Annotated in this window: 16 protein-coding genes; 6 read left to right on the forward strand and 10 right to left on the reverse strand. The window is 73.7% G+C overall.

The annotated features are described in order from the left end of the window. The first annotated feature begins 121 nt into the window (after positions 1 to 121). The gene (locus ACFYXV_RS24920; RefSeq protein ID WP_389384073.1) at positions 122 to 1,327 is read left to right on the forward strand and encodes a globin domain-containing protein; all 1,206 of its coding nucleotides are present in this window, start codon (positions 122 to 124) and stop codon (positions 1,325 to 1,327) included. A 29-nt stretch (positions 1,328 to 1,356) separates the two neighbouring features. Here ACFYXV_RS24920 and ACFYXV_RS24925 read toward each other — a convergent pair whose 3' ends face one another. Both ACFYXV_RS24925 and ACFYXV_RS24930 read right to left on the reverse strand, forming a co-directional pair. Further along, a complete protein-coding gene (locus tag ACFYXV_RS24925) occupies positions 1,357 to 2,415 on the reverse strand; it encodes a nucleoside triphosphate pyrophosphohydrolase (protein WP_385473398.1) in 1,059 nt (352 codons plus the stop codon). Positions 2,416 to 2,467: 52 nt separating this feature from the next. Continuing rightward, positions 2,468 to 3,094 (reverse strand): SurA N-terminal domain-containing protein, encoded by a 627-nt coding sequence (locus ACFYXV_RS24930; protein WP_385473401.1) that lies wholly within the window; start codon positions 3,092 to 3,094, stop codon positions 2,468 to 2,470. Positions 3,095 to 3,286: 192 nt separating this feature from the next. On the opposite strand from ACFYXV_RS24930, the gene ACFYXV_RS24935 reads away from it, so the two are divergent. Beyond that, positions 3,287 to 5,716 (forward strand): YfhO family protein, encoded by a 2,430-nt coding sequence (locus tag ACFYXV_RS24935; protein ID WP_389384074.1) that lies wholly within the window; start codon positions 3,287 to 3,289, stop codon positions 5,714 to 5,716. Between the two features lie 49 nt (positions 5,717 to 5,765). Here the strand turns inward: ACFYXV_RS24935 and ACFYXV_RS24940 are convergent, their stop codons facing one another. Next, on the reverse strand, positions 5,766 to 7,283 hold the full coding sequence (locus ACFYXV_RS24940; protein ID WP_385473407.1) for a protein kinase: 1,518 nt from the start codon (positions 7,281 to 7,283) through the stop codon (positions 5,766 to 5,768). Further along, complete coding sequence (locus tag ACFYXV_RS24945; RefSeq protein WP_385473410.1) at positions 7,280 to 7,840, reverse strand: hypothetical protein; 561 nt, start codon at positions 7,838 to 7,840, stop codon at positions 7,280 to 7,282. The genes ACFYXV_RS24940 and ACFYXV_RS24945 overlap by 4 nt, the downstream gene beginning before the upstream one ends. 270 nt (positions 7,841 to 8,110) lie before the next feature. Here ACFYXV_RS24945 and ACFYXV_RS24950 point away from each other — a divergent pair, with 270 nt between their 5' ends. Next, on the forward strand, positions 8,111 to 8,968 hold the full coding sequence (locus ACFYXV_RS24950; protein WP_385473413.1) for a hypothetical protein: 858 nt from the start codon (positions 8,111 to 8,113) through the stop codon (positions 8,966 to 8,968). Between the two features lie 52 nt (positions 8,969 to 9,020). On the opposite strand, the gene mfd is transcribed toward ACFYXV_RS24950, so the two are convergent. The 3 genes from mfd to ACFYXV_RS24965 all read right to left on the reverse strand — a co-directional run bounded on the left by mfd (position 9,021) and on the right by ACFYXV_RS24965 (position 16,124). Next, positions 9,021 to 12,554: a transcription-repair coupling factor gene (gene mfd / locus ACFYXV_RS24955; RefSeq protein ID WP_389384075.1), complete on the reverse strand. Its 3,534-nt coding sequence runs from the start codon at positions 12,552 to 12,554 to the stop codon at positions 9,021 to 9,023. A gap of 211 nt (positions 12,555 to 12,765) precedes the next feature. Beyond that, positions 12,766 to 15,291 carry an ABC transporter permease gene (locus ACFYXV_RS24960; RefSeq protein WP_389384148.1) on the reverse strand — a complete coding sequence of 842 codons (2,526 nt, stop codon included), beginning with the start codon at positions 15,289 to 15,291 and terminating at the stop codon, positions 12,766 to 12,768. Between the two features lie 56 nt (positions 15,292 to 15,347). Further along, the gene (locus ACFYXV_RS24965; protein WP_385475916.1) at positions 15,348 to 16,124 is read right to left on the reverse strand and encodes an ABC transporter ATP-binding protein; all 777 of its coding nucleotides are present in this window, start codon (positions 16,122 to 16,124) and stop codon (positions 15,348 to 15,350) included. Positions 16,125 to 16,504: 380 nt separating this feature from the next. Between ACFYXV_RS24965 and ACFYXV_RS24970 the strand changes: the two genes are divergently transcribed. Then, positions 16,505 to 18,091 carry an MFS transporter gene (locus ACFYXV_RS24970; RefSeq protein WP_389384076.1) on the forward strand — a complete coding sequence of 529 codons (1,587 nt, stop codon included), beginning with the start codon at positions 16,505 to 16,507 and terminating at the stop codon, positions 18,089 to 18,091. A 102-nt stretch (positions 18,092 to 18,193) separates the two neighbouring features. Further along, on the forward strand, positions 18,194 to 19,054 hold the full coding sequence (locus tag ACFYXV_RS24975; protein ID WP_389384077.1) for a hypothetical protein: 861 nt from the start codon (positions 18,194 to 18,196) through the stop codon (positions 19,052 to 19,054). Positions 19,055 to 19,076: 22 nt separating this feature from the next. Here the strand turns inward: ACFYXV_RS24975 and ACFYXV_RS24980 are convergent, their stop codons facing one another. Then, complete coding sequence (locus tag ACFYXV_RS24980; RefSeq protein ID WP_389384078.1) at positions 19,077 to 19,934, reverse strand: alpha/beta fold hydrolase; 858 nt, start codon at positions 19,932 to 19,934, stop codon at positions 19,077 to 19,079. Positions 19,935 to 20,015: 81 nt separating this feature from the next. On the opposite strand from ACFYXV_RS24980, the gene ACFYXV_RS24985 reads away from it, so the two are divergent. After that, positions 20,016 to 20,576 carry a CGNR zinc finger domain-containing protein gene (locus tag ACFYXV_RS24985; RefSeq protein WP_389384079.1) on the forward strand — a complete coding sequence of 187 codons (561 nt, stop codon included), beginning with the start codon at positions 20,016 to 20,018 and terminating at the stop codon, positions 20,574 to 20,576. 96 nt (positions 20,577 to 20,672) lie between these two features. Here ACFYXV_RS24985 and ACFYXV_RS24990 read toward each other — a convergent pair whose 3' ends face one another. Both ACFYXV_RS24990 and ACFYXV_RS24995 read right to left on the reverse strand, forming a co-directional pair. Then, positions 20,673 to 21,554, reverse strand: coding sequence for a cellulose-binding protein (locus ACFYXV_RS24990; RefSeq protein WP_389384080.1), 882 nt, complete (start codon positions 21,552 to 21,554; stop codon positions 20,673 to 20,675). A 134-nt stretch (positions 21,555 to 21,688) separates the two neighbouring features. Beyond that, positions 21,689 to 24,241 carry an SUKH-4 family immunity protein gene (locus ACFYXV_RS24995; RefSeq protein WP_389384081.1) on the reverse strand — a complete coding sequence of 851 codons (2,553 nt, stop codon included), beginning with the start codon at positions 24,239 to 24,241 and terminating at the stop codon, positions 21,689 to 21,691. Between the last annotated feature and the right edge of the window lie 4 nt (positions 24,242 to 24,245).

The raw sequence follows: 24,245 nt of genomic DNA on the forward strand, positions 1-24,245 counted from the left end.
CCGCTGACCGTATCCCGCCCGCCCGCCGCCATCCCATATGGGTGGTTCGCCGCGGCTGTCCGTAGATCCGCCGACGCTTGACCTCGCGTTCCCCGGCGTTCCTACTTTCGGTCTTGTGGATGTGAGGATCTTGAAGAGCAGCTTCGCGGTGGTGGAGAGAAGGGCCGAGCACGCGGTCAAGTACTTCTACTCCCACCTCTTCTGGCACAACCCCGGGATCCGTGAGCTCTTCCCGGCCTCCCCCGCGGACATGGAACGCCAGCGCGACCGGCTCTTCACCGCGCTGACCCACGTGGTCGCCCGCCTCGGCGAGGAGAGCCTGCTCCCCTATCTCCACGACCTCGGCCGCGACCACCGCAAGTTCCGCGCCGGCCCCGAGCACTACGCGGCCCTCGGCACCTCCCTCCTCGCCGCCCTCGCCCGCACCTGCGGCGAGGCCTGGACCCCGACCGTGGAGAAGGCCTGGTCCGAGGCGTACCAGGTGATCGCCGACGCCATGATGGCCGGGGCCGCCGCGAGCGAGGACCCGCCCTGGTGGGACGCCGAGATCGTGCGCCACCTCCAGTACGGGCAGGACGTGGCGGTGCTGACCCTGCGCCCGCACGCCCCCTTCCCCCACCTCCCCGGCCAGTACGCGAGCGTGAGCTGCGAGCGGGTCCCGAGGACCTGGCGCACGTACTCCATCGGGAACGCCCCGCGCCCGGACGGCACCCTCGACCTGCACGTGAGCCGCGTCGAGGGCGGCCGGCTCAGCACCGCCCTGGTCCGCGAGGTGCGGCCCGGCGAGGTGCTGCGGCTCGGCGCGGCCGGAGGGCAGCTGACCTTCCGCCGCGCCGACCGGCCGGTCACCCTCATCGCGGCGGGTACCGGCTGGGCGCCGGTCCGGGCCATGGTGGAGGAACTCGCCGGGCGGCCTCCCGATCAGGACGTACGGCTCTTCGTGGTCGCCCGGGACGCGGCGCACCTGTACGACCGCCCGCTGATCGACGAGTACGCCGCCGCCATCGGCCGGCTCGGCGTCACCTACATCACGCCCGCCCCCGGGCTCCACCGCGACCAGGCCACCGGACGGCTCGCGACGGCGCTCGGCCACCGGGCCATGTGGCCCGAGCAGGACGTGTACCTCAGCGGGCCGCCGCGGTTCGTCGAACAGACGGTGCAGGTGCTGACGGAGCTGGGCGCCCCGCCGGGCAGGATCTTCCACGACCCGGTGCCCGCCGCGGGCACCGGCCACGGCCCCGGCGGCCGGCCCCTCGGCTTCGGCGAGTGGTTCCTCGCCCGTCCCGAACCGCACTGGCACGACCCGTCGGGCCGCGCGCCCCGGTAGGCGTGCGCGCCGCTCCCCGGTACTCCCCGCTACTCCCCGCCGCTGCCGACGCCCTCGGCGGCGCGGATCGCGTCCCGGTAGGCGCGGGCCGCCGCGCGCAGCGCCGTCTCGGGGTCGATGCCCGCCGCCTCGGCGCGCGCCGCCAGTTCCAGCAGCTCGTACCCGATGCCCTCGCCGCGGGGCGGTTCGACCGCCACCCCGCCCGTACGGACCCGCCCGGCGAGCTTGGCCGCGAGCGCGAGTCCGGGCTGGCCCAGCGGGATCCCGTCGGTGACCGACTCCCGCTGCTTCTCGACCGCCTTGGTGCGCTGCCAGTGGGCGCTGACGTCCTCCGGGGTCTGCGCGTCCGCGTCCCCGAAGACGTGCGGGTGCCGGTGGACCAGCTTCTCGACGAGGCCGCCGGCCACGTCGTCGATGGAGAACGGCTCGTCGCCGTGCTCCTCGGCGATCCGCGCGTGGAAGACCACTTGCAGGAGTACGTCGCCGAGCTCCTCGCGCAGCGCCTCCCGGTCTCCGTCCTCGATGGCCTCGACGAGTTCGTACGCCTCCTCCGTGGCGTACTTGACGAGTCCCTCGTGGGTCTGGCGCGAGGTCCAGGGGCATTCGCGGCGGACCCGGTCCATCACCTGGACCAGGTCGAGCAGGCGGGCGCCGGGCAGGTCGTACGAGCCCGGCAGCAGTTCGAGGTCGGGCATGTCGACGCGGCCGGAGCCGGCGAGCCGGGCCAGCCCGTCGGTGAGGCGCCGGTCGCCCTCGCCGGAGGGGATCACCACGACCGTGCGGCCGCCGGCGCAGTCCTCGACCAGCGCGTGCGCGTCGGGGACCTCGTGCTCGACCTCGACGCCCGCCTCGCGCAGGTACGGCAGCTGCGGGTGGCCCGGGTCGGCGCACAGCACCCGGTCCGCGGCGTGCAGGGCCTGCCAGGCCGGCCAGGACAGCAGGCCGGGGGCGACCCGGTGGCTCGCGGTCAGCAGGACGATCCGGCCGGCGGCCGTGGCGCCGGCCGGTCCGGCCGGGACGGGTCCCGACGGGGCGGGTCCGGCCGGGGCGGGCACGGCGGGGGCGGGTTCGGCGGTGTGGTCGGTCACCCTCCGAACCTACCTCCTCCCCCAGCCTCCGGCCGGGGTGCCCCCGGGCGGCTCAGGCTCCGGCGGGGGCCTGCTCGGGCCGGGTCCGCTGGACGATCCAGGGGGTGTCCTGGTCGCCGAGCACGATCTGCTGCGCGTCCCAGACGCCGTAGCGCGGGTTCACCTCGATGTGCAGGGTCTTCGCGGCGGACGCCAGCTTCCCGACGGCCTTGTCCTGGCTGCCGTAGTGGTCGAAGAGCTTGTCGCGCAGCAGCTTGAAGCGGGCGTCGGCGTCGAGCTGTCCGGGTGCGAGCTGGGCCTGCTCCAGGGCGGCCGCGGTCAGCTTCTCGGCTCCGCCCGCCTGCTGGAGCTGGGCCTTGCGGAAGTCCTGGACCTCCTTCTCGCTGACGCTGACCCCCGCGTCCTCCGCGGCCCGCTCCAGCACGATCGTCTGGATCATCTTGTTGAGCTTGACCCGCTCCAGGCCGGGCGAGGACTGGATCAGCTGGGCCGCGGTGGCCCCGGTCCGGTTCTGCGCGGCGCGGACATCGCCCACCTGGGCCTGGAGCGCGGAGGTGGTGATGCGTTCGCCGCCGACGACGGCCGCGGTGCCGGGCCGGGCCTGGCCCGAGCAGGCGGACAGCAAGGGGGCCGCCACGAGCAGGGCGGCGGAGACGGAGAGCGCAGTGCGACGGTGCAAAGGAGCCTCCAGGGCCGGGAGATTGTGCGTCGGTGCACAAGGGCCGTGCGGTGATCGATGGTATGCAGTGGAGGTGATCCGAGCCACTGGTTCGACCAACGATTCGCGCGGCGTCGGGGTGCGCATCTGTTGATGCCACGGTCACCCCGCGGCCATCCTCCGGTCCACCGGCGGTGCCAAGGTCGGCCCACCATGTCGACACCGCACCGCTCGCCGCGCCGCCTGAGCCTGCGCGGCTCGGCCCTCGCCTCCCTGATCACGGTGGTGGCCGTCTGCGCCGGGGACGCGGTCGCCCGCGTCTTCCCGTACGGACACCGCCACCGCAGCATCAACGACCTCGGCAACCAGTTCGTCCCCTTCCACGCCCACCTGTGGGACCTCCTCCACGGGCGCGCGGAGGGCGGGATGCTGCTCAACTGGCAGTCCGGCTTGGGGACCAGCTTCCTGCCCGACTTCGGCACCTACCTCTCCAGTCCCTTCGCGGTGCTCGTCGCCCTCTTCCCGCGCGAGGACATCGACCTCGCGGTGTACGTCGTCACGGTGCTCAAGACGGCGGCGGCCGCGGCGGCGATGGCCTGGCTGCTGCGCACGCAGCGCCGCGGGCCGTGGTGGGCGGCCGGCCTGCTGGGGGCCTCGTACGCGCTGTGCGGCTGGTCGGTGATCGAGGCCTCGTACAACCCGATGTGGCTGGACGGGCTGATCGCCCTCCCGCTCCTGTGTCTGACGGGTGAATGGGCGCTGCGCGGGCGCCGGACCGCCCTCGCCGCCTTGGTGGTGGCGGTGTCCTGGACGGCGAACTTCTACACGGCCTACATGGCGACGCTGGGCGCGGCCCTGGTGCTCCTGGTACGGGTGGTGCTGACGCGCGAGGGCGTACGGGAGCGGCTGGCGGTGCTCGTCCGGGGCGCCGTGACGACCCTGCTGGGCATCGCGCTGTCCGCGCCGGTGCTGGTGCCCCTCTTCCTGAGCTCGAAGCAGGCCTACCCGGGGTGGTCGCGGCAGTTCGACCCCGTGTCCTGGCCGGACCTGTTCGCGCGGCTGCTGCCCGCCACGTACTCCTTCTCCTCACCGGCGCTCTTCGTCGGCACGGGGACGCTGCTGCTGGTGGCGGCCCTGCCGTTCCACACGGCGGTGCCGCCGCGCACCCGACTGTGCTGGGCGGGGCTGACGGCCGCGGTGCTCCTCTCCTTCCAATGGACGCCGACGCATCTGGCCTGGCACGTCTTCGCGACCCCCAACGGCAGCCCGTACCGGCAGACGTTCGTGCTGGCCGGGGTGGCCGTGATCGCCGCGTGGACCGGGCTGGCGGCCGGTCTGCCGGGGCTCCGGGAGCTGGCGGCGGGGGCGGCGGTCCTGGCCGCGGCGGCCGTCGCGGCGAGCGGCAGCACCCTGGCGACGGCCTGGGGCCTCGCGCTCTTCTGCGGCGGCCTGGCCCTGGCGGCGGCGGCCTGGTGGTCCCTGCGCCATCGCAGGCTGCTCCTCCCGGCGGCCGGGGTGCTGGCGCTCGTACTGATCGGGCAGGCGGCCGCGACCACGGCGTTCGGGCACAAGGGCAAGCTGGGCGGTCTGGACGACTACCCCTCGTGGGGCACGGCGCACGCCGCGCGCTCCGCGGCCCTGGCCGGCGCCGAGGGCTGGCCCGCGTACCGCACGGACCCGGGCCGGCCGGCGCTGACGGGCAACGACCCGCTGCTGCTGGGCGGGGAGGGCGGCGCCTACTACAGCAGCCACACCCCGGACGTGTTCACGCGGACGATGGTGGCGCTCGGCGCGGGCTGGACCTCGCGCGGGCGCAACGTGCAGAGCATCGACAACCCGGTGACGGACGCGCTCTTCGCGGTCGGCGCACGGCTGCGGCCCGACGGCACGATCGGCCGCGCGGAGGCCGTCGCGCCGCTCGTCACGATCCGCCCGGCGGGCCCCGCACCCTCGTACGGCCCGTTCGGCGGCCCCCCGTTCGCCAACCAGGAGCTGCTGCTGGGCGCCAAGGTGTACGAGGACCCCGTCGCGCCCGGGGTGTGCCGCGCGGGCACCGAGGCCTACCTGTGGGCCCCGGAGTACAACGCGACGGCCCGCCTCGCGGACGGCCGCGCCTTCCGCCTGAACGGCAACGCGCCGCGCAACCGGGCGGCCCTCCAGCCGCTGGGCGCCTCCCGGGGGGCTTCCTCTGCCCTGGTCTTCGACGCTCCGCAGCCGCCCCGCTGGGCCCTGTCCTGCCTGGACCGCGCCCGCCTGGACCCGGCGGTCGCCGCCCTGCGGGCATCGGCTCCCACGGGGCTGCGGGTCGGCTCCTCGACCGTCAGCGCCGCGCTGCCCGCGGGCACCACCGGCACCGCCGTCCTCTCCTCCCCGGCGATCGCGGGCTGGAGCTGCAACGGCCGGCCGGCCACGCCCTACCTGGGCCTGGTCTCCGTCCCGCTGACCCCCGGCACCACCACGATCAGCTGCTCGTTCCGTCCTCCGGGTCTGGTGCCGGGCTCGGCGGTCGCGGGAGCGGCCCTGCTGGTCCTGGCCGGGCTGCTCCTGGCGGAGCGCCGCCGCGGGCGGCGGACCGGCAACGGCGCCGGCCCGCACGGGCCGGAGGCCGGCGCACCCGTGGAGCTCGCCCCGGCCAGGGTCTGAGCCGCCGGGTCCCGGGGTCCGGGCTGCCGGGGACCGGGCCGCGGCGGGCTCAGCGGACCTGGCTGAGCCAGTGCAGGGTGCGGCGGACCTCCGTGGAGAAGGGGTGGTTCGGGCCGTGGATGCGGTCCGCGTCGAACAGCAGGCGGGCCAGGGTGTCGTGGGCCGCCGGCCGCTCGCCCATGGAGAGCAGCAGGTGCGCTATCCGCCGCCGGACCTCCAGCGGGAGCCCCGGGTCCGGGTTCGCGTAGTGGTTCTCGAACAGCGGGAGCAGTGCGCGGTACTCGGCCAGGGCCGCTCCCGGCGCGTCCAGCTGCTCCAGGCACTGCGCCGCGTCGTAGCGGAAACGCAGGGACTGGGGGTCGCCGGCCGGGAACTCGTCGGCGAGGCGGCGCAGTTCGGGCAGGGCCCGGCGGTACTGGCCGTCGTCCATCAGCGTGGCCGCGTACTGCTTGCGCAGAGAGCGGACCACCGTGGAGTGCTCGCCGTGCTCGGCCGCCGCGGCCGGCAGGATCCCGCCGAGGATGTCCACGGCCTGGGTGAGGCGTCCCTGTTCCAGGAGGCTGCGGGCCTCGTCCACCGCAGCCGGGATGTCCGGCTTGGGCGGGGTCTGCGGCGTGGGCGGCGTCGTCGGCTGCGGCGGGATGGTGGCGGCGCGGTCCGGCCAGGGGGCGTGCGGGCGCAGGAAGGGGCGGGTCGGGTCGAGCGTGCCCGTCGGGGTGCCCTGCTTGGGCAGCAGCGGGGCCAGGGCCTCGTACACGTGCTGCGCGGAGGCCGGCCGGTCCTGCGGATCCTTCGCCAGCAGGTGCAGCAGGACCGCCTCCAGCTGGTGCGGCACCTCCGGGCGCAGCCGGCGCACCGGGACGGGCGGCTCGTACAGGTGGCGGTGCAGGACGCCGAGGGCGGTGGACCCGGCGAACGGGACGTTGCCGCTGAGGAGTTCGTACAGCAGCACGCCGAGGGCGTACAGGTCGGTGTACGGGCCGACGGCCCCGCCCATCGCCTGCTCGGGCGCCATGTACGCCGGGCTGCCGATCGGGGTGCCGGTGCTGGTGAGGCGGGTGGTGTCGGTGTCCATCACCGAGGCGACGCCGAGGTCGAGGACCAGTACCGTGCCGTCCGGGCGGACCATCACATTGCGCGGCTTCAGGTCGCGGTGCACGATCGGCACCGCGTGCACGGCCGACAGCACCCCGCACAGCTGCGCGACCACGGCGACCGCCCACGGCCAGGGGTACGGATCGTGCTGCGCGAGGTGGTCGGCGAGGTCGGTGCCCTCGACGTGGCCCATGACGAGGAACAGCTCGTCGCCGTCGCTGCCCGCGTCGTGGACGGTGACCAGCCCCGGGTGGTCCACCTGCGCCGTGACCCGGCATTCGCGTACGAAGCGGCGCCGCAGCTCGTCGGCGACGGAGCCGGGGCCCGCCACCTTGTCGGGGCGCAGCAGCTTGACGGCGACGCGGCGGTCCAGCCGCTGGTCGTACGCCGTCCAGACCTGGCCCATGCCGCCCTGCCCCAGGACGGAGGCCAGGCGGTAGCGCTCGCCGATGATCCGGCCGTCGTCCGTCACCGGGCCGGGCCCTCACCGTCGTTGCCGGGGGAGTTCGGGTTCTGCGGGTGCGGGGTCTGCTTGCGCAGCAGTTCGCTCAGCTCGTCGAGTTCGGCGCGGACCTGCCCGATCCGCGGCGGGTTGGCCGGTGCGGGGGCGGGGGCCGGCGCGGGTGTGGGCACGGGCGTCTGCTGCTGCGCCGGCGGGTACCCGTACGCCGGGCGCTGCGGCTGCTGCTGGGGTACGTACGGCGCGCTCTGCGCCGGGTACCAGGCGGCGGTCGGGGCGGCCGCCCGGCCCGCGTGGTGCTGGATGTCGGCGACGAGGAAGTACACGCAGGTCAGGAACCCGGTGATGATGATGCCGAAGGCGCCCGTATTGCCCTGCCAGCCGTTGGTCTCGGGCGTCGGGTCGGCGCCGATCAGGGCGATCGAGGCGACGGAGAGCGCGCAGTTGAGGCCCAGCAGCCACCAGTCGCGTGGTTTGCGGGTGACGACCGCGAGCCGCAACAGCGTGGCCCAGCCCAGGAAGCCGCAGCTCAGGACGGGCAGCAGGGCGAACAGCACGCGCAGTGCCACGACTCCCCCGGTACTGGGCTGGGGGCCTTGCTGCGGCGGGAGGCCGGGGCCGTGCATCGCTGCTCCTGACGGACCGTGTCGACGAAGTTTCGGGTCTGAGCGTATACAGCGTTTCCGGCCGCCAGTGAGGGGATGTGCGCAACCGTTGCAGGGTCGCCGCACACCTCCCGGCGGACGCGGGCCGGCGGGGGCGCGCGGAAATCGCGGACGCCCCCTGACCGGCGGCGACTAACCTCGGCAGTCGAGTTGTCGTTCCAGGGGGGAATCCACATGCGAAGCCGGAGCATCGGGGTGTCGGTGCTGACCACGACGGCCCTGTTCGGACTGACGACGGCCTGCGCGCCGGTCGGCGGGAGCAAGGCCGCCGACATCGGCCGGGCGGCCCGCGCCGCCGCGTCGGCGTCGGCCGGGGCCACGCCCGCACCGGCCGCGAAGGGCAAGGGGGCCGGCAAGGGCACCGGCATGCTCGCGGACCTGTCGGGCGCCGAGATCCTGAGCCAGTCGCACGAGGCGATGCGCAAGGTCGAATCGGCCCGTGTCGTCGCGAAGATGCACGATGACGGCACCCCCGTCGAGTTCGACCTCTCCCTCGACAAGAAGGGCAGCTGCAACGGCGCGATCCGGTACGAGGGCATGGGCAAGGTGGACCTCGTCAAGTCCACCGAGCTGATCCACTTCAAGGGGGACGCCGACTACTGGCGGGGTGCGGCGGCGAAGAAGCACACGCCCAAGAAGCAGACCGACGCGATGGTCACGATGCTCGCCGACCGCTGGCTGAAGATGCCGGTCTCGGACCCCAAGGCCGCCGCGATGGGCCACATCTGCGATCTGGACAAGCTGACCGGCGGCGGCGACCGGCCCAACCCGCTGGCCCGCAAGGGCGAGACGGTCACCATCGACGGCAAGCAGGCGCTGGCGGTCGTCACGGCGGCCAAGCAGGGCACGGAGACCGACTACATAGCCACCCAGGGCACTCCGTACGTCCTGAAGTCCACCGTCTCGGGGGACGAGACCGGGGAGGTCCTCTTCTCCGCCTTCGGCACGCCCGTCGACACGTCCCTGCCGGAGGGCGCGGACGTCCTGGACCTGTCCAAGCTGGGGGGCGGCGGCCCGGCCGAATCGGTCTGAGCCCGCACGGCCGGGGCGCTCCGGAAAGGAGCGGTCCCCGGCCGCGTACGGCTCAGGACCCGAGGATCGTGGTGAGGAACTCCCCGGTCCAGGCCAGCAGTTCCCGTCCGACCAGCGGCTTCCCGCCCACCCGGGCCGTCTTCGGCCGCGGGATCAGTACCTGGGAGGTGGCCGGCTTGAGCACCGTTCCCGGGTAGAGCCGCTTGAGGCGCAGCTCCTGCGATTCGCGCAGCTCCACCGGCCCGAAGCGGATGTTGGGCCCCTGGAGGGTGATGTCGCCGACCCCGCAGGCCCGCGCCAGCATCCGCAGCCCCGCCACCAGCAGCAGGTTCTCCACCGGCTCCGGCAGCTTGCCGTAGCGGTCGTGGAGCTCCTCCCGTACGGCCTTGATGTCCGCCTCGGAGTTCGCCGACGCGATCGAGCGGTACGCCTGCAGGCGCAGCCGCTCGCCCGGCGCGTAGTCGTGCGGGACGTGCGCGTCGACCGGCAGCTCGATCTTGACCTCCAGCGGCGGCTCCTCCTCGGCCCCGCCGTCGATCGCCGCCCGGTAGTCGGCCACCGCCTCGCCGACCATGCGGATGTAGAGGTCGAAGCCGACGCCCGCGATGTGGCCGGACTGCTCGCCGCCGAGCAGGTTGCCCGCGCCGCGGATCTCCAGGTCCTTCATCGCCACGTACATGCCGGCGCCCATCTCGGTGTGCTGGGCGATCGTGGCGAGCCGCTCGTGGGCGGTCTCGGTCAGCGGCTTCTCCGGCGGGTAGAGGAAGTACGCGTACCCGCGCTCGCGGCCCCGGCCCACGCGGCCGCGCAGCTGGTGGAGCTGGGAGAGGCCGAAGTTGTCGCCGCGCTCGACGATGAGGGTGTTGGCGTTGGAGATGTCGATGCCGGACTCGACGATCGTCGTCGAGACGAGCACGTCGAACTTCTTCTCCCAGAAGTCCACCACGACCTGTTCCAGGGCCTGTTCGGACATCTGCCCGTGGGCGGTCGCGATCCGCGCCTCGGGCACGATCTCGCGCAGCTTGGCGGCGGCCCGGTCGATGGACTCGACCCGGTTGTGGATGTAGAAGCACTGGCCTTCGCGCAGCAGTTCGCGCCGGATGGCCGCGCCGATCTGCTTCTCCTCGTACGGGCCGACGAAGGTGAGCACCGGGTGGCGCTCCTCCGGCGGGGTGGTGATGGTCGACATCTCGCGGATGCCGGTCACCGCCATCTCCAGGGTGCGCGGGATCGGGGTCGCGGACATCGTCAGGACGTCGACGTTGGCGCGCAGCTTCTTCAGCTGCTCCTTGTGCTCGACGCCGAAGCGCTGCTCCTCGTCGACGATGACCAGGCCCAGGTCCTTGAACCTGGTCTCCTGCGAGAACAGCCGGTGCGTGCCGATGACGATGTCGACCGAGCCCTCCTTCAGTCCCTCCAGGGTGGCCTTGGACTCGGTGTCGGACTGGAAGCGGGACAGCGCCTTCACGTTGACGGGGAACTGGCTGTAGCGCTCGGAGAAGGTGCCGAAGTGCTGCTGCACGAGCAGGGTGGTGGGGACGAGGACGGCGACCTGCTTGCCGTCCTGGACCGCCTTGAAGGCCGCTCGCACGGCGATCTCGGTCTTGCCGTAGCCGACGTCACCGCAGATCAGGCGGTCCATGGGGACGGACTTCTCCATGTCCTCCTTGACCTCGGCGATGGTGGTGAGCTGGTCGGGGGTCTCCGCGTACGGGAAGGCGTCCTCCAGCTCGCGCTGCCAGGGGGTGTCCGGGCCGAAGGTGTGGCCGGGGGCCGCCATGCGGGCGCTGTAGAGCTTGATGAGGTCGGCGGCGATCTCCTTGACCGCCTTCTTGGCGCGCGCCTTGGTCTTGGTCCAGTCGGCGCCGCCGAGCCGGTGCAGGGTCGGGGCCTCGCCGCCGACGTACTTGGTGACCTGCTCCAGCTGGTCGGTGGGGATGTAGAGGCGGTCGCCGGGCTGGCCGCGCTTGGCGGGGGCGTACTCGACGAGGAGGTACTCGCGGGTGGCGCCCTGGACGGTGCGCTGCACCATCTCGATGTAGCGGCCGACGCCGTGCTGCTCGTGGACGATGTAGTCGCCGACCTCCAGGGTGAGGGGGTCGATGGACTTGCGGCGCCGGGTCGGCATCCGGCCGAGGTCCTTGGTGGCGGTGCGCTGGCCGGTCAGGTCGGTCTCGGTGAGGACGGCCAGCTTCAGCGCCGGGTCGACGAACCCGTTGTCGAGGGAACCGCAGGTGACGTGGACGATCGACGGCTCCAGGGTGCGCAGGTCCGCCTCCAGGCGGGCCGCGATGCCCTCGCCGCCGAGCACCTCGACGGTGCGGGCGGCCGGGCCGTGGCCCTCGGTGAGGTAGACGGTGTGCCAGCCGTCTGCGATCCAGCCCTTGGTGTCGGCGAGCGCGCGGGCGGTGTCTCCGCGGTAGGCCTCGGGGGCGTGCATGCCGAGCTTGAGGGTGTCGGCGGCCAGGTCCGCGTCGTCCGCCGCGAACGGGGAGACCGACCACCACATCATGCCGAGCTCGCGCGCGTGCTCCCGTACGTCCGCGATCCCGCGCAGCGAGGCGGCGCCGACGTCGATCGGGGCCTGGCCGCCGCCGGCCGTCGCGGCCCAGGAGGCCATCAGGAACTCCTGCGAGGTCGCGACGAGGTCGGCGGCCCGGGTGCGGACCCGCTCGGGGTCGCACACGACGGCCATGGACCCGGCCGGCAGGACGTCGATCAGCAGTTCCATGTCGTCGACGAGGACCGGCGCGAGGGACTCCATGCCCTCGACCGCGATCCCCTCGGCGATCTTGTTCAGCAGTTCGCCGAGCTCGGGGTGGGCCTCCGCGAGGGCGGCGGCCCGCTCCCGCACCTCGTCGGTCAGCAGCAGCTCCCGGCAGGGCGGGGCCCACAGGCCGTGCTCGGCGACCTCCAGGGAGCGCTGGTCGGCGACCTTGAAGTAGCGGATCTCCTCGACCTCGTCGCCCCAGAACTCCACGCGCAGCGGGTGCTCCTCGGTGGGCGGGAACACGTCGAGGATGCCGCCGCGCACGGCGAACTCGCCGCGCTTCTCGACGAGCTCGACGCGGGCGTACGCCGCCGCGGCCAGTGCCTCGGTCACCTCGCCCAGATCGACGCTCTCGCCGTGCCGAAGGCTCACCGGGACCAGGTCGCCGAGCCCCTTGACCTGCGGCTGGAGCACGGAGCGGATCGGCGCGACGACGACGGAGACGGGCCCCGCGGCCGGGTCGTCCTTGCTCGGGTGCACGAGCCGGCGCAGTACGGCGAGCCGCCGGCCCACGGTGTCGCTGCGCGGCGAGAGCCGCTCGTGCGGAAGGGTCTCCCAGGACGGGTACTCGGCCACCTCGTCGGGCGGCAGGAAGGAGCGCAGCGCGGCGGCCAGGTCCTCGGCCTCCCGGCCCGTGGCGGTGACCGCGAGCACGGTCCGCTCGCTCCTGGCGGCCAGCGCGGCGATGGCGAGGGGCCGGGCGGCCGGGGGTCCGACGAGGTCCACGTGCATGCGGTTGCCGTCCCCGGCCGCGGTGACCGCCTCGGCGAGGGCCGGGTCCCGGGTGACGGCGTCGAGCAGTCCGTGCAGGCTCATGAAAGGAGGCTTCCGTCCGGTGAAGGGGCAACGCGAAGGACCCGACACGTCTCACGGGCCGGGGCTTCCCACCCTACGACGCCCCCGGGTCCCCCGCGCGAGGGATTGCGGCCACCGCGGGGCGCGGAGTCGGCCGGGAGCGGCCGTCGGCCCCGGACGGCCCCGAAGGGCCGGCCGGGGCCGGCGGTCCCCCGAACGAACGCCGAGCCCCCTACTCGCTCGCGATCGCGTTCAGTACGTTCATCCGCCCTGCCCGGAAGGCCGGGACCAGTGCGGCGAACAGGCCCACGAAGGCCGACCCGGCGAAGACGCCGATGATCGTCGGCCAGGGGATCTCCAGCACCTTCAGGCCCTCCAGGGCGAGCAGCTGCTGCGCGGTGGCTCCCCAGCCCATGCCCAGGCCCAGACCCAGCAGGGCGCCGAAGAGGGCGATGACCACGGACTCCAGGCGGATCATGCGGCGCAGCTGGCGGCGGGAGAGGCCGATGGCGCGCATCAGGCCGATCTCGCGGGTCCGCTCGACCACCGAGAGGGCCAGGGTGTTCACGACGCCCAGGACCGCCACGATGATCGCGAGGCCGAGGAGCCCGTAGACCATGTTCAGCAGCTGGCCGACCTGGTCCTTGAGGGTCTGCTTGTAGTCGGTCTGGTTCTGCACGGCGTACTGGGGGTACTCCGCGAGCGCGCCCTTGACGGCGCCGTAGGCGGCGTCCGCCTTCCCGTCGGCGGCCTTGGCCAGCAGCATGAACGGGCGCGGCATCCGGTCGGCCGGCAGGAACTGCTCGGCGGTGGCGGTGCTGATGTACATCACGCCCTTGTCGAGGTTGCCCTCGTCGGAGGTGATCGCGGCGACCTTGAGCCCGGTGGTCCGGCCGCCGGTGAAGGCGACCGTCAGCTCGTCGCCGACCTTGACGTGGTGCTCGTCCGCGTAGAGCGAGCCGACCGAGATCGCGCCCTTGCCGTACGCCGCCGCGTGCTCGCCGGCGATCATCTTGCGCCGGACGTCCTGGGCGTAGGTCGGGTCGGTGACGCTGATGCCGTCGTCCTTGACGGAGCCGTCGGGGGCGGTGATCTTCGCCTCCACCTCCCGGTACGCGGTGACGTGGTCCAGGTCCTTGGTGGCGCGCAGCGCCTGCTCGGCCTGCGGCATGATCGGCTGGCCCGTCTGGGACTGGACGATGTAGTCCGCGCCGACCGTCTTGTCGAGCTCGTCGGTGGCGGAGGCCACCATCGAGGAGCCGACGACCGACAGGCAGGCGACCAGGGCCAGGCCGATCATCAGCGCGGCGGCGGTGGCGCCGGTGCGGCGCGGGTTGCGCAGCGCGTTGCGCTCGGCGAGCCGGCCGACGGACCCGAAGGGCCGCAGGACGATGCCGGAGAGCAGGCGGACCACGAGGCCGGCGAGCAGCGGGCCGATCACGATGAAGCCGATGAGGGTGAACAGCACGCCCAGGGAGAGCCAGAGCGAGCCGGCCGTCGCCTTGTCGGCGGTGGCGGCGAGGAAGAGGCCCGCGCCGCCGATGCCGGTGAGGACCAGGCCCAGGGCGGCCCGGACGCGGCCGGCCTTCTTGTCCCCGGGGGTGCCGGATTCGCGCAGGGCGGCCATCGGGGAGACCTTGCCGGCCCGGCGGGCCGGGATGAAGGCCGAGACGACGGTGACGACGATGCCGAGGACCAGGCCGAGGACCGGGGTGGTCCAGGCGATGGTCAGGTCATCGGTGGACAGGTGCATGCCCATCTGGCCCATGAGCTGCATCAGGCCGACGGCCAGGCCCACGCCGGCCCCGATCCCGAGGACCGAGCCGACCAGGCCGAGCAGGAAGGCCTCGACGATCACGGACTTGAGCACCTGGCCGCTGTCGGCGCCGATGGCCCGCATCAGGCCGATCTCGCGGGTGCGCTGGGCGACCAGCATCGAGAAGGTGTTGAAGATGAGGAAGATGCCGACGAGGAAGGCGATCCCGGCGAAGCCGAGCATCACGTACTTCATGACGTTGAGGAAGGAGCCGACGTCCTTGCGGTTGGCGTCGGCGGACTCCTTGGCGGTCTGGAGCTTGTACGTGTCCGCGCCGACGGCCTTCGCGACGTTCTGCTTCAGCTGCTCGTCGCCGACCCCGTCCTTGGCGGTGACGTTGACGTGCGTGAAGAGGCCGGGGCCGCCGAGCAGCTTCTCCTGGGCGGTGGCGGTGTCGAAGTAGACGATCGCCGCGCCCGGGTTGGTCACGGTGAAGGTGGCGATGCCGCTGATCTTCGCGCGGACGTCCCCGGTGATGGCGATGGTGCGCAGCTCGTCGCCGAGCTTCAGGTGGTGCTTCTTCGCGGTGTCGGCGTCGACCATCATCTCGGCCGGGCCGCGCGGGGCCTGGCCGGAGGTGATCTTCATCGACTTGAGCTCGTTGTCGCTCCAGTTGCCCGCGATGGTGGGGGCGCCGGTGGTCGAGCCCATGTTCTCGTTCTTGGCGTTCACCACCGTCACGGACATCGAGACCACGCCGCCCTCGGCGCTCTTGACGCCCTCGGCCTTCGCCACCTGCTCGACGGCCGAGGCCGGCAGCACCTCGGGCTTGCCGCGGTTCGGGTTGTCGTCGCCGCCCTTGGCCCCCTTCGCCGTGACGGTGACGTCGGCGCTGGTGACGCCGAACAGCTTGTCGAAGGTGGTGTTCATGGTGTCGGTGAACACCAGGGTGCCGCAGACGAAGGCGACGGAGAGCAGGACGGCGACGGCCGAGAGGGCCATCCGTCCCTTGTGCGCGACGAAGTTGCGCCGCGAGGTCTTCAGTACGGTGCCCGCGCTCACGAGGTCCGCCCGCGCGCGTCGAAGTCCTTCATGCGGTCCAGCACCTGGTCGGCGGTCGGCCCGTACATCTCGTCCACGATCCGCCCGTCGGCCAGGAAGATCACGCGGTCCGCGTACGAGGCCGCCACCGGGTCGTGCGTGACCATCACGATGGTCTGGCCGAGCTCGTCCACCGAGCGGCGCAGGAAGCCGAGGACCTCGGCGCCGGCCCGCGAGTCCAGGTTTCCGGTGGGCTCGTCGCCGAAGATGATCTGCGGACGGGCCGCGAGGGCGCGGGCGACGGCCACGCGCTGCTGCTGGCCGCCGGAGAGCTCGGTCGGGCGGTGCTTGAGGCGCCCGGCGAGACCGACGGTCTCGACGACGCGGTTCAGCCACTCCGCGTCCGGCTTGCGGCCCGCGATGTCCATGGGGAGCGTGATGTTCTCCAGGGCGTTGAGCGTGGGCAGCAGGTTGAAGGCCTGGAAGATGAAGCCGATCCGGTCACGGCGCAGCTGCGTGAGCTTCTTGTCCTTCAGCCCGGTGATCTCGACGTCGTCCAGGTGGATCTGCCCGCTGGTCACCGTGTCGAGACCGGCGAGGCAGTGCATCAGCGTGGACTTGCCGGAGCCGGAGGGGCCCATGATCGCCGTGAACTGGCCGCGCTTGATGTCCACGTCGACCTCGTCGAGGGCGACCACGCGCGTCTCCCCGGCGCCGTAGGCCTTGACGACCCCCCGCGCCCGGGCCGCGACGGCTTCATGCCCTCCAGTACCCCCGTGCCTGGTTTCGGTCATAGCCGCTGTCACGGTGTTTCCCCTCGTTGGTTCGTTGCCCGCGCCGATGGTTCGTTGCCCGCACTGCCACGCATGTGGCCGGATTCCACCGGCTTGCCGTCGTGAAGTCTGCTGGGCGGAGGCGGCCGGCGCCCTGGTGCCCATCGCCGTATCCGCAGGGGGGTTAACCCCACCCCGCCCGTAGGAACCAGTTAAGGACCTCATCCGGCCGTCCTCCTCCTCCGCCCGGACGAACGGCCCCTGGACCCTTGTGAGGAGCAACCCCTAGGGGTTCTGCATCTTTTGGCGGATCACCTCTGGGGGATACCGGGGGGATACCGCCGGTATCCCCGCGATGAGAAGGTGTTCCCCGCAGATACGTGCACGGTGAAAGGATCTTGGTGAGCGCGGAGGAGAGCACGGGCGAACGCACCGGGGAATCGGCGGCTTCCGGATCCGGAGCCGCTTCGGGGGCCGGCGGGCGGGCCCCCCGTACCGCCCTGGTCACCGCCCTCATGCTGGCGATGGCGCTCGTCGCCCTCGACAGCTCCGTCGTCTCCACCGCCGTCCCCCAGATCGTCGGCGACCTCGGCGGCTTCTCCGTCTTCTCCTGGCTCTTCGCCGGCTACCTGCTCGCCGTCACCGTCACCCTCCCCGTCTACGGCAAGCTCTCCGACACCTTCGGCCGCAAGCCCGTGCTCCTCTTCGGCATAGCCCTGTTCATCGTCGGCTCACTGCTGTGCGCGCTCGCCTGGAACATGGGCGCCCTCATCGCCTTCCGCCTCGTCCAGGGGCTGGGCGGCGGCGCGCTCCAGGGCACGGTGCAGACCCTGGCCGCCGACCTCTACCCGCTCAAGGACCGCCCCAGGATCCAGGCCCGGATGTCCTCCGTCTGGGCCGCCTCCGCCGTGGCCGGCCCGGCGCTCGGCGGACTCATCGCCTCGTACGCCGACTGGCGCTGGATCTTCCTGATCAACCTGCCGCTCGGCGGCCTGGCCCTGTGGATGCTCGCCCGCCACCTCGTCGAGCCCGTACGGTCCCCGGGGCGCCGCGGCCCCGTCGACTGGGCCGGCGCCCTCGCGGTCTTCGCCTGCGGCGGGCTGCTGCTCTTCGCGCTCGTGCAGGGCGGGGTCGCCTGGCCCTGGCTGTCCGCACCCTCCCTCGGACTCCTGGGCGCGAGCGCGGTACTGGCCGCCGCGGTCGTCCGGATCGAACGCCGGGCCGCAGAACCGATCATTCCGGGATGGGTCTGGCGCCGGCGCACCATCGCCGCGGTCAACCTGGCCCTCGGCGCACTCGGCCTGCTCATGATCGCCCCGATGGTCTTCGTCCCGACGTACGCGCAGTCCGTCCTCGGCCTCGGGCCCATCAGCGCCGGACTGGTCATGTCCGCGATGACCCTGACCTGGCCCGCCTCCGCCGCCTTCAGCCAGCACGTCTACCGGCGCATCGGCTTCCGCAACTCCGCGGCCGTCGGGATCTCGCTGGCCGCCGTCATCCTGTTCTCGTTCACACTGCTGCCCCACCCCGCCCGGCCCTGGCAGCCCACGCTGATCATGCTGCTGCTGGGCGCGGCCCTCGGCCTGTTCCAGCTGCCGCTGATCGTCGGGGTCCAGTCCACCGTGGGCTGGTCCGAGCGCGGCACGACCACAGCCTCCGTCCTGTTCTGCCGCCAGGTCGGGCAGAGCCTCGGGGCCGCCCTGTTCGGGGCCGTCGCCAACGCGACGATCGCCGCCCGGCTGGCGCACGCCCCGATGTCCGGGCTGCCGGACCACCTCGACGACGTCTCCAAGGCCCTCGACCGGCCGGAGCTGCTCCCGCGGGCCGCCGCCGACTACCTGCGCTCATCGGTGGCCGCCGCCGTCGACCACATCTTCCTCGGCGCGACCGCCGCGGCGGTGGCCGCGCTGCTCGTCCTCCTCCTCGTGGCGCCGCGGCGGTTCCCGATACTGGAGGAGCACCAGGAGAAGCAGCGGGCCGACACGTAGTCCGTCCCGCCCGTCCCGCTTGTCATGACCCCGGTCAACGGAGTAGACCTCGGAGTCCTGCATCCCGGAGTTCCGCGTCCGGGATCCGTTCCGGGGGACGACATGGCATCGGCACTCTTCGCACTCGCCTTACTGGCCGCCCTGGCCGGGCCCACGGCCTTGCGGCTGCGCCGCCGTCCGGGCTTCGTCACCGGCCGCGACGGACGCCTCTCCACCTCGACCACCCTGGCCCTGGCCTGGACGGTGATCCTGGTCTGGCTGCTGCTCACGATCCTCGCGTACGGGCTCACCGCGGGCGGCGGCATAGGCTGGTTCACCGGGGAGCACGGCCCGCTGTCCTCCCTGACCACGGTGTACCTGCCGCTGCTCGGAGGCCCGTACGTGGCGATGATCGGGGCCAAGACGGTCGTCGGCATCCGCGTCGAGAACGGCACCATGGCCAAGCCCGCCCCGAAGCCCACCGGCTCCGGGCAGCGCCCGCTGCGCGAGCTGATCGCCAACGACAGCGGGCGCACCGACCTCGTCGACCTCCAGTACGTGGCCCTCAGCGCGGTCACCATGCTCTACGTGGTGCTGTTCTTCCTCGCCGACGTGGGCGGCGGCCTCCCCCGCCTCCCCGCCGAGATCTGGGCCCTGACGGGCGCCCCGGCCGGGGCCTACCTGGTGAACAAGATGGCCACACGGGCGAATCCGGTGATCACGCGTGTGGTCCCGGCGGACGGCGCGCTGGTCGTGGAGGGCGGCGGCTTCGGCCCGGAGGCCCGGGTCGAGCTCGACTCCACCGTCCTGCCCACCGAATTCGACCCGGCGACGGGCACTTTGACCGCGCGGCTCCCGGCCGCCGGCGCACCCGCCGCGTTCACGGTGGTGGTCACCTCCCGGGGCCTGCGCAGCGACCCGTACCGGCACGCGCCCGCGGCCCCGGCGCCGGTCCCGGCCACGACCCCGCGGCCGGCCGGCTAGCAAAGGGAGGGCCGGGGCCCGGTCACGGGAGCTTGGCGAGGAACCCCTCGATCAGCGGGGCGATCTCCGCGAGGTGCGTCTCGAGTGCGAAGTGCCCCGCCCCGTCGATGACGTGCACCTCGGCGTCCGGCGCGTCCCGCAGGTACGCCTTGGCCCCCGCCGGGACGAAGAACGGGTCCCCGGCGCCCCAGACGACCAGGACCGGGACCCGGGAGGCCCGCAGCCAGGCCTGCCAGACGGGGTACCGGTCGAAGTTCGAGGAGTAGTCGAAGGCGAGGTCGGCCTGCGCGTCGGCGCGGCCCGGCAGCCCGACGTAGTGCACGTCGAGCGTCCGGCCGTCCGGGGAGACCAGGCCCGTGTCGGCCACGCCGGCCTCGTACTGGAAGCGGATGCCCTCGGGGGTGAACAGCCCGCGCACCTTCTCCTCGTCGCCCGGCACCTCCCGCCGGTGTCCGGCGAACGCGCGGGCCGCGTCGGAGAGCCCCTCCTCGTACGCGTTGCCGTTCTGCACGACCAGGCCGGTCACCCGCTCGGGGCGGCGCACGGCGATCCGCAGCCCGACGGGGGCGCCGTAGTCGAAGACGTAGAGCGCGAAGCGGTCCAGCCCGAGGGCGTCGGTGAACCCCTCCACGACGTCCGCGAGCCGGTCGAAGGTGTACGTGAAGTCTGCCGGGGCCTCGGTCCGGCCGAAGCCGGGGAGGTCGGGGGCGATCAGCCGGTACGGAGCGTCGCCGAGGGCGTCCATCAGCCGGGCGAACTGGTGGGAGGAGGTGGGGAACCCGTGCAGGAGCAGCAGGACCGGTCCGTCGGCCGGGCCGCTCTCGCGGTAGGCGACGCGGACCCCGTGCACGTCGGCGGTGCGGTGGTGGACGAGCGACATCACATGCCTCCAATGGCCTTGTTCCCATTAGTCTCACCCCGGACTTCTAACGGGTCAAGTGCTTCACGTACCATTAGCCACATGACGTCGACCCCGCCGTTCCCGCTCACGGGCGAACCCCTCGCCCTCGACCTGCTCAACACCCGTCCCACGGGCGCGGGCGATCTGATCGCAGGTCCGGAGGGGCTCTCGGCCTGGCTGGCCGCGCAGGAGGACCGGCTCGGGCCGGCCGCGAAGGCGGGCCCGGCGGAGGTGGCGGCCGTGCACGCCGTACGGGAGGCGGCCGGCGCGGCGCTCACGGCCGCGCGGCGCGGCGAGCGCCCCCCTGTGGGCGCCCTGCGCACGCTGAACCAGGCCTCGGCCGCCGCCCCCGCCCACCGGGAACTCGCCTGGACCCCCGAGACCGGGCTGACGGCGGCCGCGCACCGTACGGGCACCCCGGCCCGGCGGCTCGCCGCACAACTGGCGGACGCCACGGCCGAGCTCCTGACGGACCCACGGGTGCGGGACGTACGGGAGTGCGAAGGGGCCGACTGCGTCCTGCTGTTCCTCCCGGCGCACCCCAGGCGCCGCTGGTGCGTGGCCTCGACCTGCGGCAACCGCGCCCGCGTGGCCCGCTACTACGCCCGCCACAAGCCCTGACGGCCGCAGGACCCGCGGCACCCGGGCGGTCGCCCGGCCCCGGCGACCCACCGGCCCCGCCCCCGGCGAACGTCAGCCCTCCGCCCGGCCGACCCGTCAGCCCTCGGCCGGGGCGCGGCCCGTCAGGGCCGCCAGGCTGGAGCGGACGTGGTTCATGTGCGCCCGCATCTCGTCCTGCGCCTCCCCGTGCTCGCGCAGGATCCGCTCCGTCTCCCGGCCCGTCCGCTCCTCCTGCACCCTGGCCTCCGCCAACAGCTCCGCCGCCCGCGCCTCCGCGTCCTCCTGCCCGTGCCGCGCCGACTCCTCCGCCTCCGCGTACCCGCGCCGCGCCTCCGCCAGCCGGACCTCCGCGTGCCGCTCCAGCTCCGCGTGCCGGGCCTCCAGATCGGCCTCCCGGACCGCCAGCTCCCGCTCCGCCGCGTCCCGGCGCTCCACCTGCTCCTGCTCGCGGTCCGCCAGCAGGGCCTCCGACCGGCGCCGCATCTCCGTCAGCGCCGCCTGCGCCTGCGCCCGCCACTCCGCCGCGTCGTCCTTCGCCTCCGCCCGGACCGCGTCGGCCTCCCGCCCCGCCCGCAACAGCCCCTGGCGCGCCCGGACCTCCGTCTGCTCGCGCACCGCCTCCGCGTCATCGCGCGCCAGCTCCGCCACCCGGTCCGCGTACGCCTCGGCCGCGCCCATCGCGTCCACCGCGTCCGCCCGCGCGTCACGCCGCACGGTGTCCGCCTCCTCCTCCACCAGGAGGAGGATCCGCCGCGCCCGCTCGCTCAGCTCGTCGTACGTCTGCGGAGCCAGCGCCGCCACGGCCTCGCGCAGCCGCCCCGCCTCCTCCTCCATCCGCTTCGCCAGGACCGTCAGCCGCGCCACCCGCTCCCACGCCTCGTCCCGGCTGCCGGAGAGCCGGGCCAGATACCGGTCGACCTCTTCCACGCGGTAGCCGCGACCCCGTACGGTCGCGAAACCCGGTCCGTGAGGTGACATGGGTGCAGTCATCCTGAAGCGCCTCTCTCGGGGGGATTCCTGTCAAGGATGCGCCATTTGCGGCCAGAAGCCGGAATGGCCGGGCCGGTACCCCGTACGAGGGTCCCGGCCCGGCCATCCGCCCGATCATCCGATCAGAGCAACCCGTCCCACATCTGCTCCAGCAGCACCGACCACCAGCTCTCCGGCGACGCCAGCGCCGCACTGTCGAGCCCCGCCAGATTCGTCTGGAAATCGACGGTCCAACGCCCCGCCTGCTCCGGCGTCAGATGCTGGCGCAACCGCCACATGTGGCCCAGCATCGCCAGCGAACGCGCGAACTGCGGCAGGCTCGAATTCACGAACTGCGGCGGCACCGGAGCACCGCCCGGACCGGCCTCCACCGGCACCGCCACTATGTGCGCCGTCCCGTACTGCACGCACAGCGCCTTGCCGAAGTCGCTGCCCACCACCAGGTACGAACCCGCGTCGGACGCCGGCTGGACCTGCCGCTGCGCCGCGAGCTCCGCCAGCGTCGGCACCGGCTGGCCCGGCACCGCCTGCGCCCAGAAGAACGGCCCGAAGTCCGTCGGCAGACCCGCCCACACCAGGGTCTGCGCCACGATCTCCGGCACACCCTGGCGCGAAACCGCCCGCTGATCGAAACGGAACACACCCTGCGGGCCGAACGCCCCGGCCAGCTCCGCGCCGATGGCGTCCAGCGGAATCGCCGGCTGGAGCGGCACCTGCTGGAGCGGCGCCCGTACCGGCGCGGGGCGCGCCGGACCGTCCGCCACCTGGTGCAGCTCACCCTGATGGGTCAGCAGATGCCTCATGCCCTGCTGACGGCCCGCGTGGTCCTTGCCGTACGGGGCCACGCTCGTGATCCGGACCTGCGGCCAGGTCTCCCGGATCATCCGCGCGCAGTAACCGCCGGGCAGCTCACAGGACTCCAGCTCCGTGTGCAGCTCCAGCACCTGCTGCGGCGGCACGTTCATCGCGCGCAGCTCGTACAGGATCTGCCACTCGGGGTGCGGGGTACCGGGTGCCGAACGCCGGATGAGCTGCTGCTCGGAGCCGTCGGGCGCGCGGTAGCGCAGTACGGCCTGGTAGCCCGGGCCCACCGTGGGCGCGCCGGTGGGCACCGGGGGCTGCGCCGCGGGACCGGGACCGGCCTGCGGCTGACCGGGCGGGCCGGGAGGCGCGGGCGGCTGACCGGTCACGGCCGGACCGGCCAGCATCGTCGCGGCATGGTCCAGCCCGCCCCCGGGCGCGCCGGGAGCACCGGGAGCCCCCGGCGGACCGGGAGGCTGCGGTACGCCGGGACCCGCGAGCATCGTGGCGGCCTGGTGCGCCGAACCACCGGGAGCCCCGGGCGGACCGGGAGGCGCCGGCGGCTGACCCGCACCCGGGGCGCCGGGCGGACCCGGCGGACCCGGAGGCTGCGGTACACCGGGACCCGCGAGCATCGTCGCGGCATGGTCCAGGCCGCGCCCCAGCGAACCGGGAGCCCCCGGCGGACCGGGAGGCGCCGGCGGCTGACCCGCACCGGGGGCGCCGGGCGGGCCGGGAGGCGCGGGCGGCTGACCGGTCACGGCCGGACCGGCCAGCATCGTCGCGGCATGGTCCAGCCCGCGCCCCAGCGAACCGGGAGCCCCCGGCGGACCGGGAGGCGCCGGCGGCTGACCCGCACCCGGAGCACCCGGGGCACCGGGCGGACCCGGAGGCACGGGCTGACCCGTCACCGCCGGACCGGCCAGCATCGTCGCGGCGTGGTCCAGCCCGCCCCCGGGCGCACCGGGAGCCCCGGGCGGACCCGGCGGAGTCGCGGGCGCCGCACCCGGCCGGGAGGCCTGCGCCTTGCTCGTCGGCGCGTCGGCGATCGACCCGGAATCCGGGCCCTCACCCGCGGCGGCCCCGAGGTCCAGCGCGGGGGCGATCGCCGTCTTCGGGAGCCTGCTGCCCCCGGGAATCAGCGCGGTCTTGGCCTCCGGGGCCACACCGGAAGGCGGCGCCATGTCGTCCAGGTCCGAACCCGAAAGCGGCGGCGCGAACACCGTCGCGGGCAGCGGTACGGACACGTCGTCCGCACCCGGGTTCACATCGGTCCCGGCCCACGGCGTGGCCCCGGCCGGTACCCCGTCGTTCGCGGTCGGCTCGTACGGCACCTCACGGCGCAGCGGAACCGCCTCCACCGGCCCGGGGGCCGAAGCGGACGCGGCCAACGGCTCCGGTACCGGCCCGGGCGCGGCGGCCACGGGCGCGGGCGCGGGCGCGGGCGCGGGCGCGGCCAAAGGCTCCGCCACGGCGGGAATCGGCGTCGGCGCCGCCGGGATCCCCGCCCGGTCCGCCGCCTCCTGCAGCCATTCCGGCGGACTCAGCATGAACGAGGTCTGCTCCGAGTCGATCCGCGGCGTCGGCACCGACGGCTCCGCCACCTGCGCCGCCGCGACCCCGTACTCCTCCTCGTACCGGCGGATCACCTCACCCACCGGCAGCCCGGGCCACAACGTCACCTCACCGCTGTCCCGCGCGATGACCAGCCGCTGCCGGCCGCCACCGGACACCGGACCGGCCGCGCGGTCCTCCGCCCACACCACGAACCCGAGTCCGAACTCCCGCACGCGCACCTCCCGGTGCTGGTACGCGGGCACGTCCCCGTTGATCCACTCCTCGGCGCGCTCCTGCGCCTGCGCAAACGTCACCATCGAC

Source organism: Streptomyces sp. NPDC002181 (assembly GCF_042890485.1).
GTDB lineage: Bacteria > Actinomycetota > Actinomycetes > Streptomycetales > Streptomycetaceae > Streptomyces.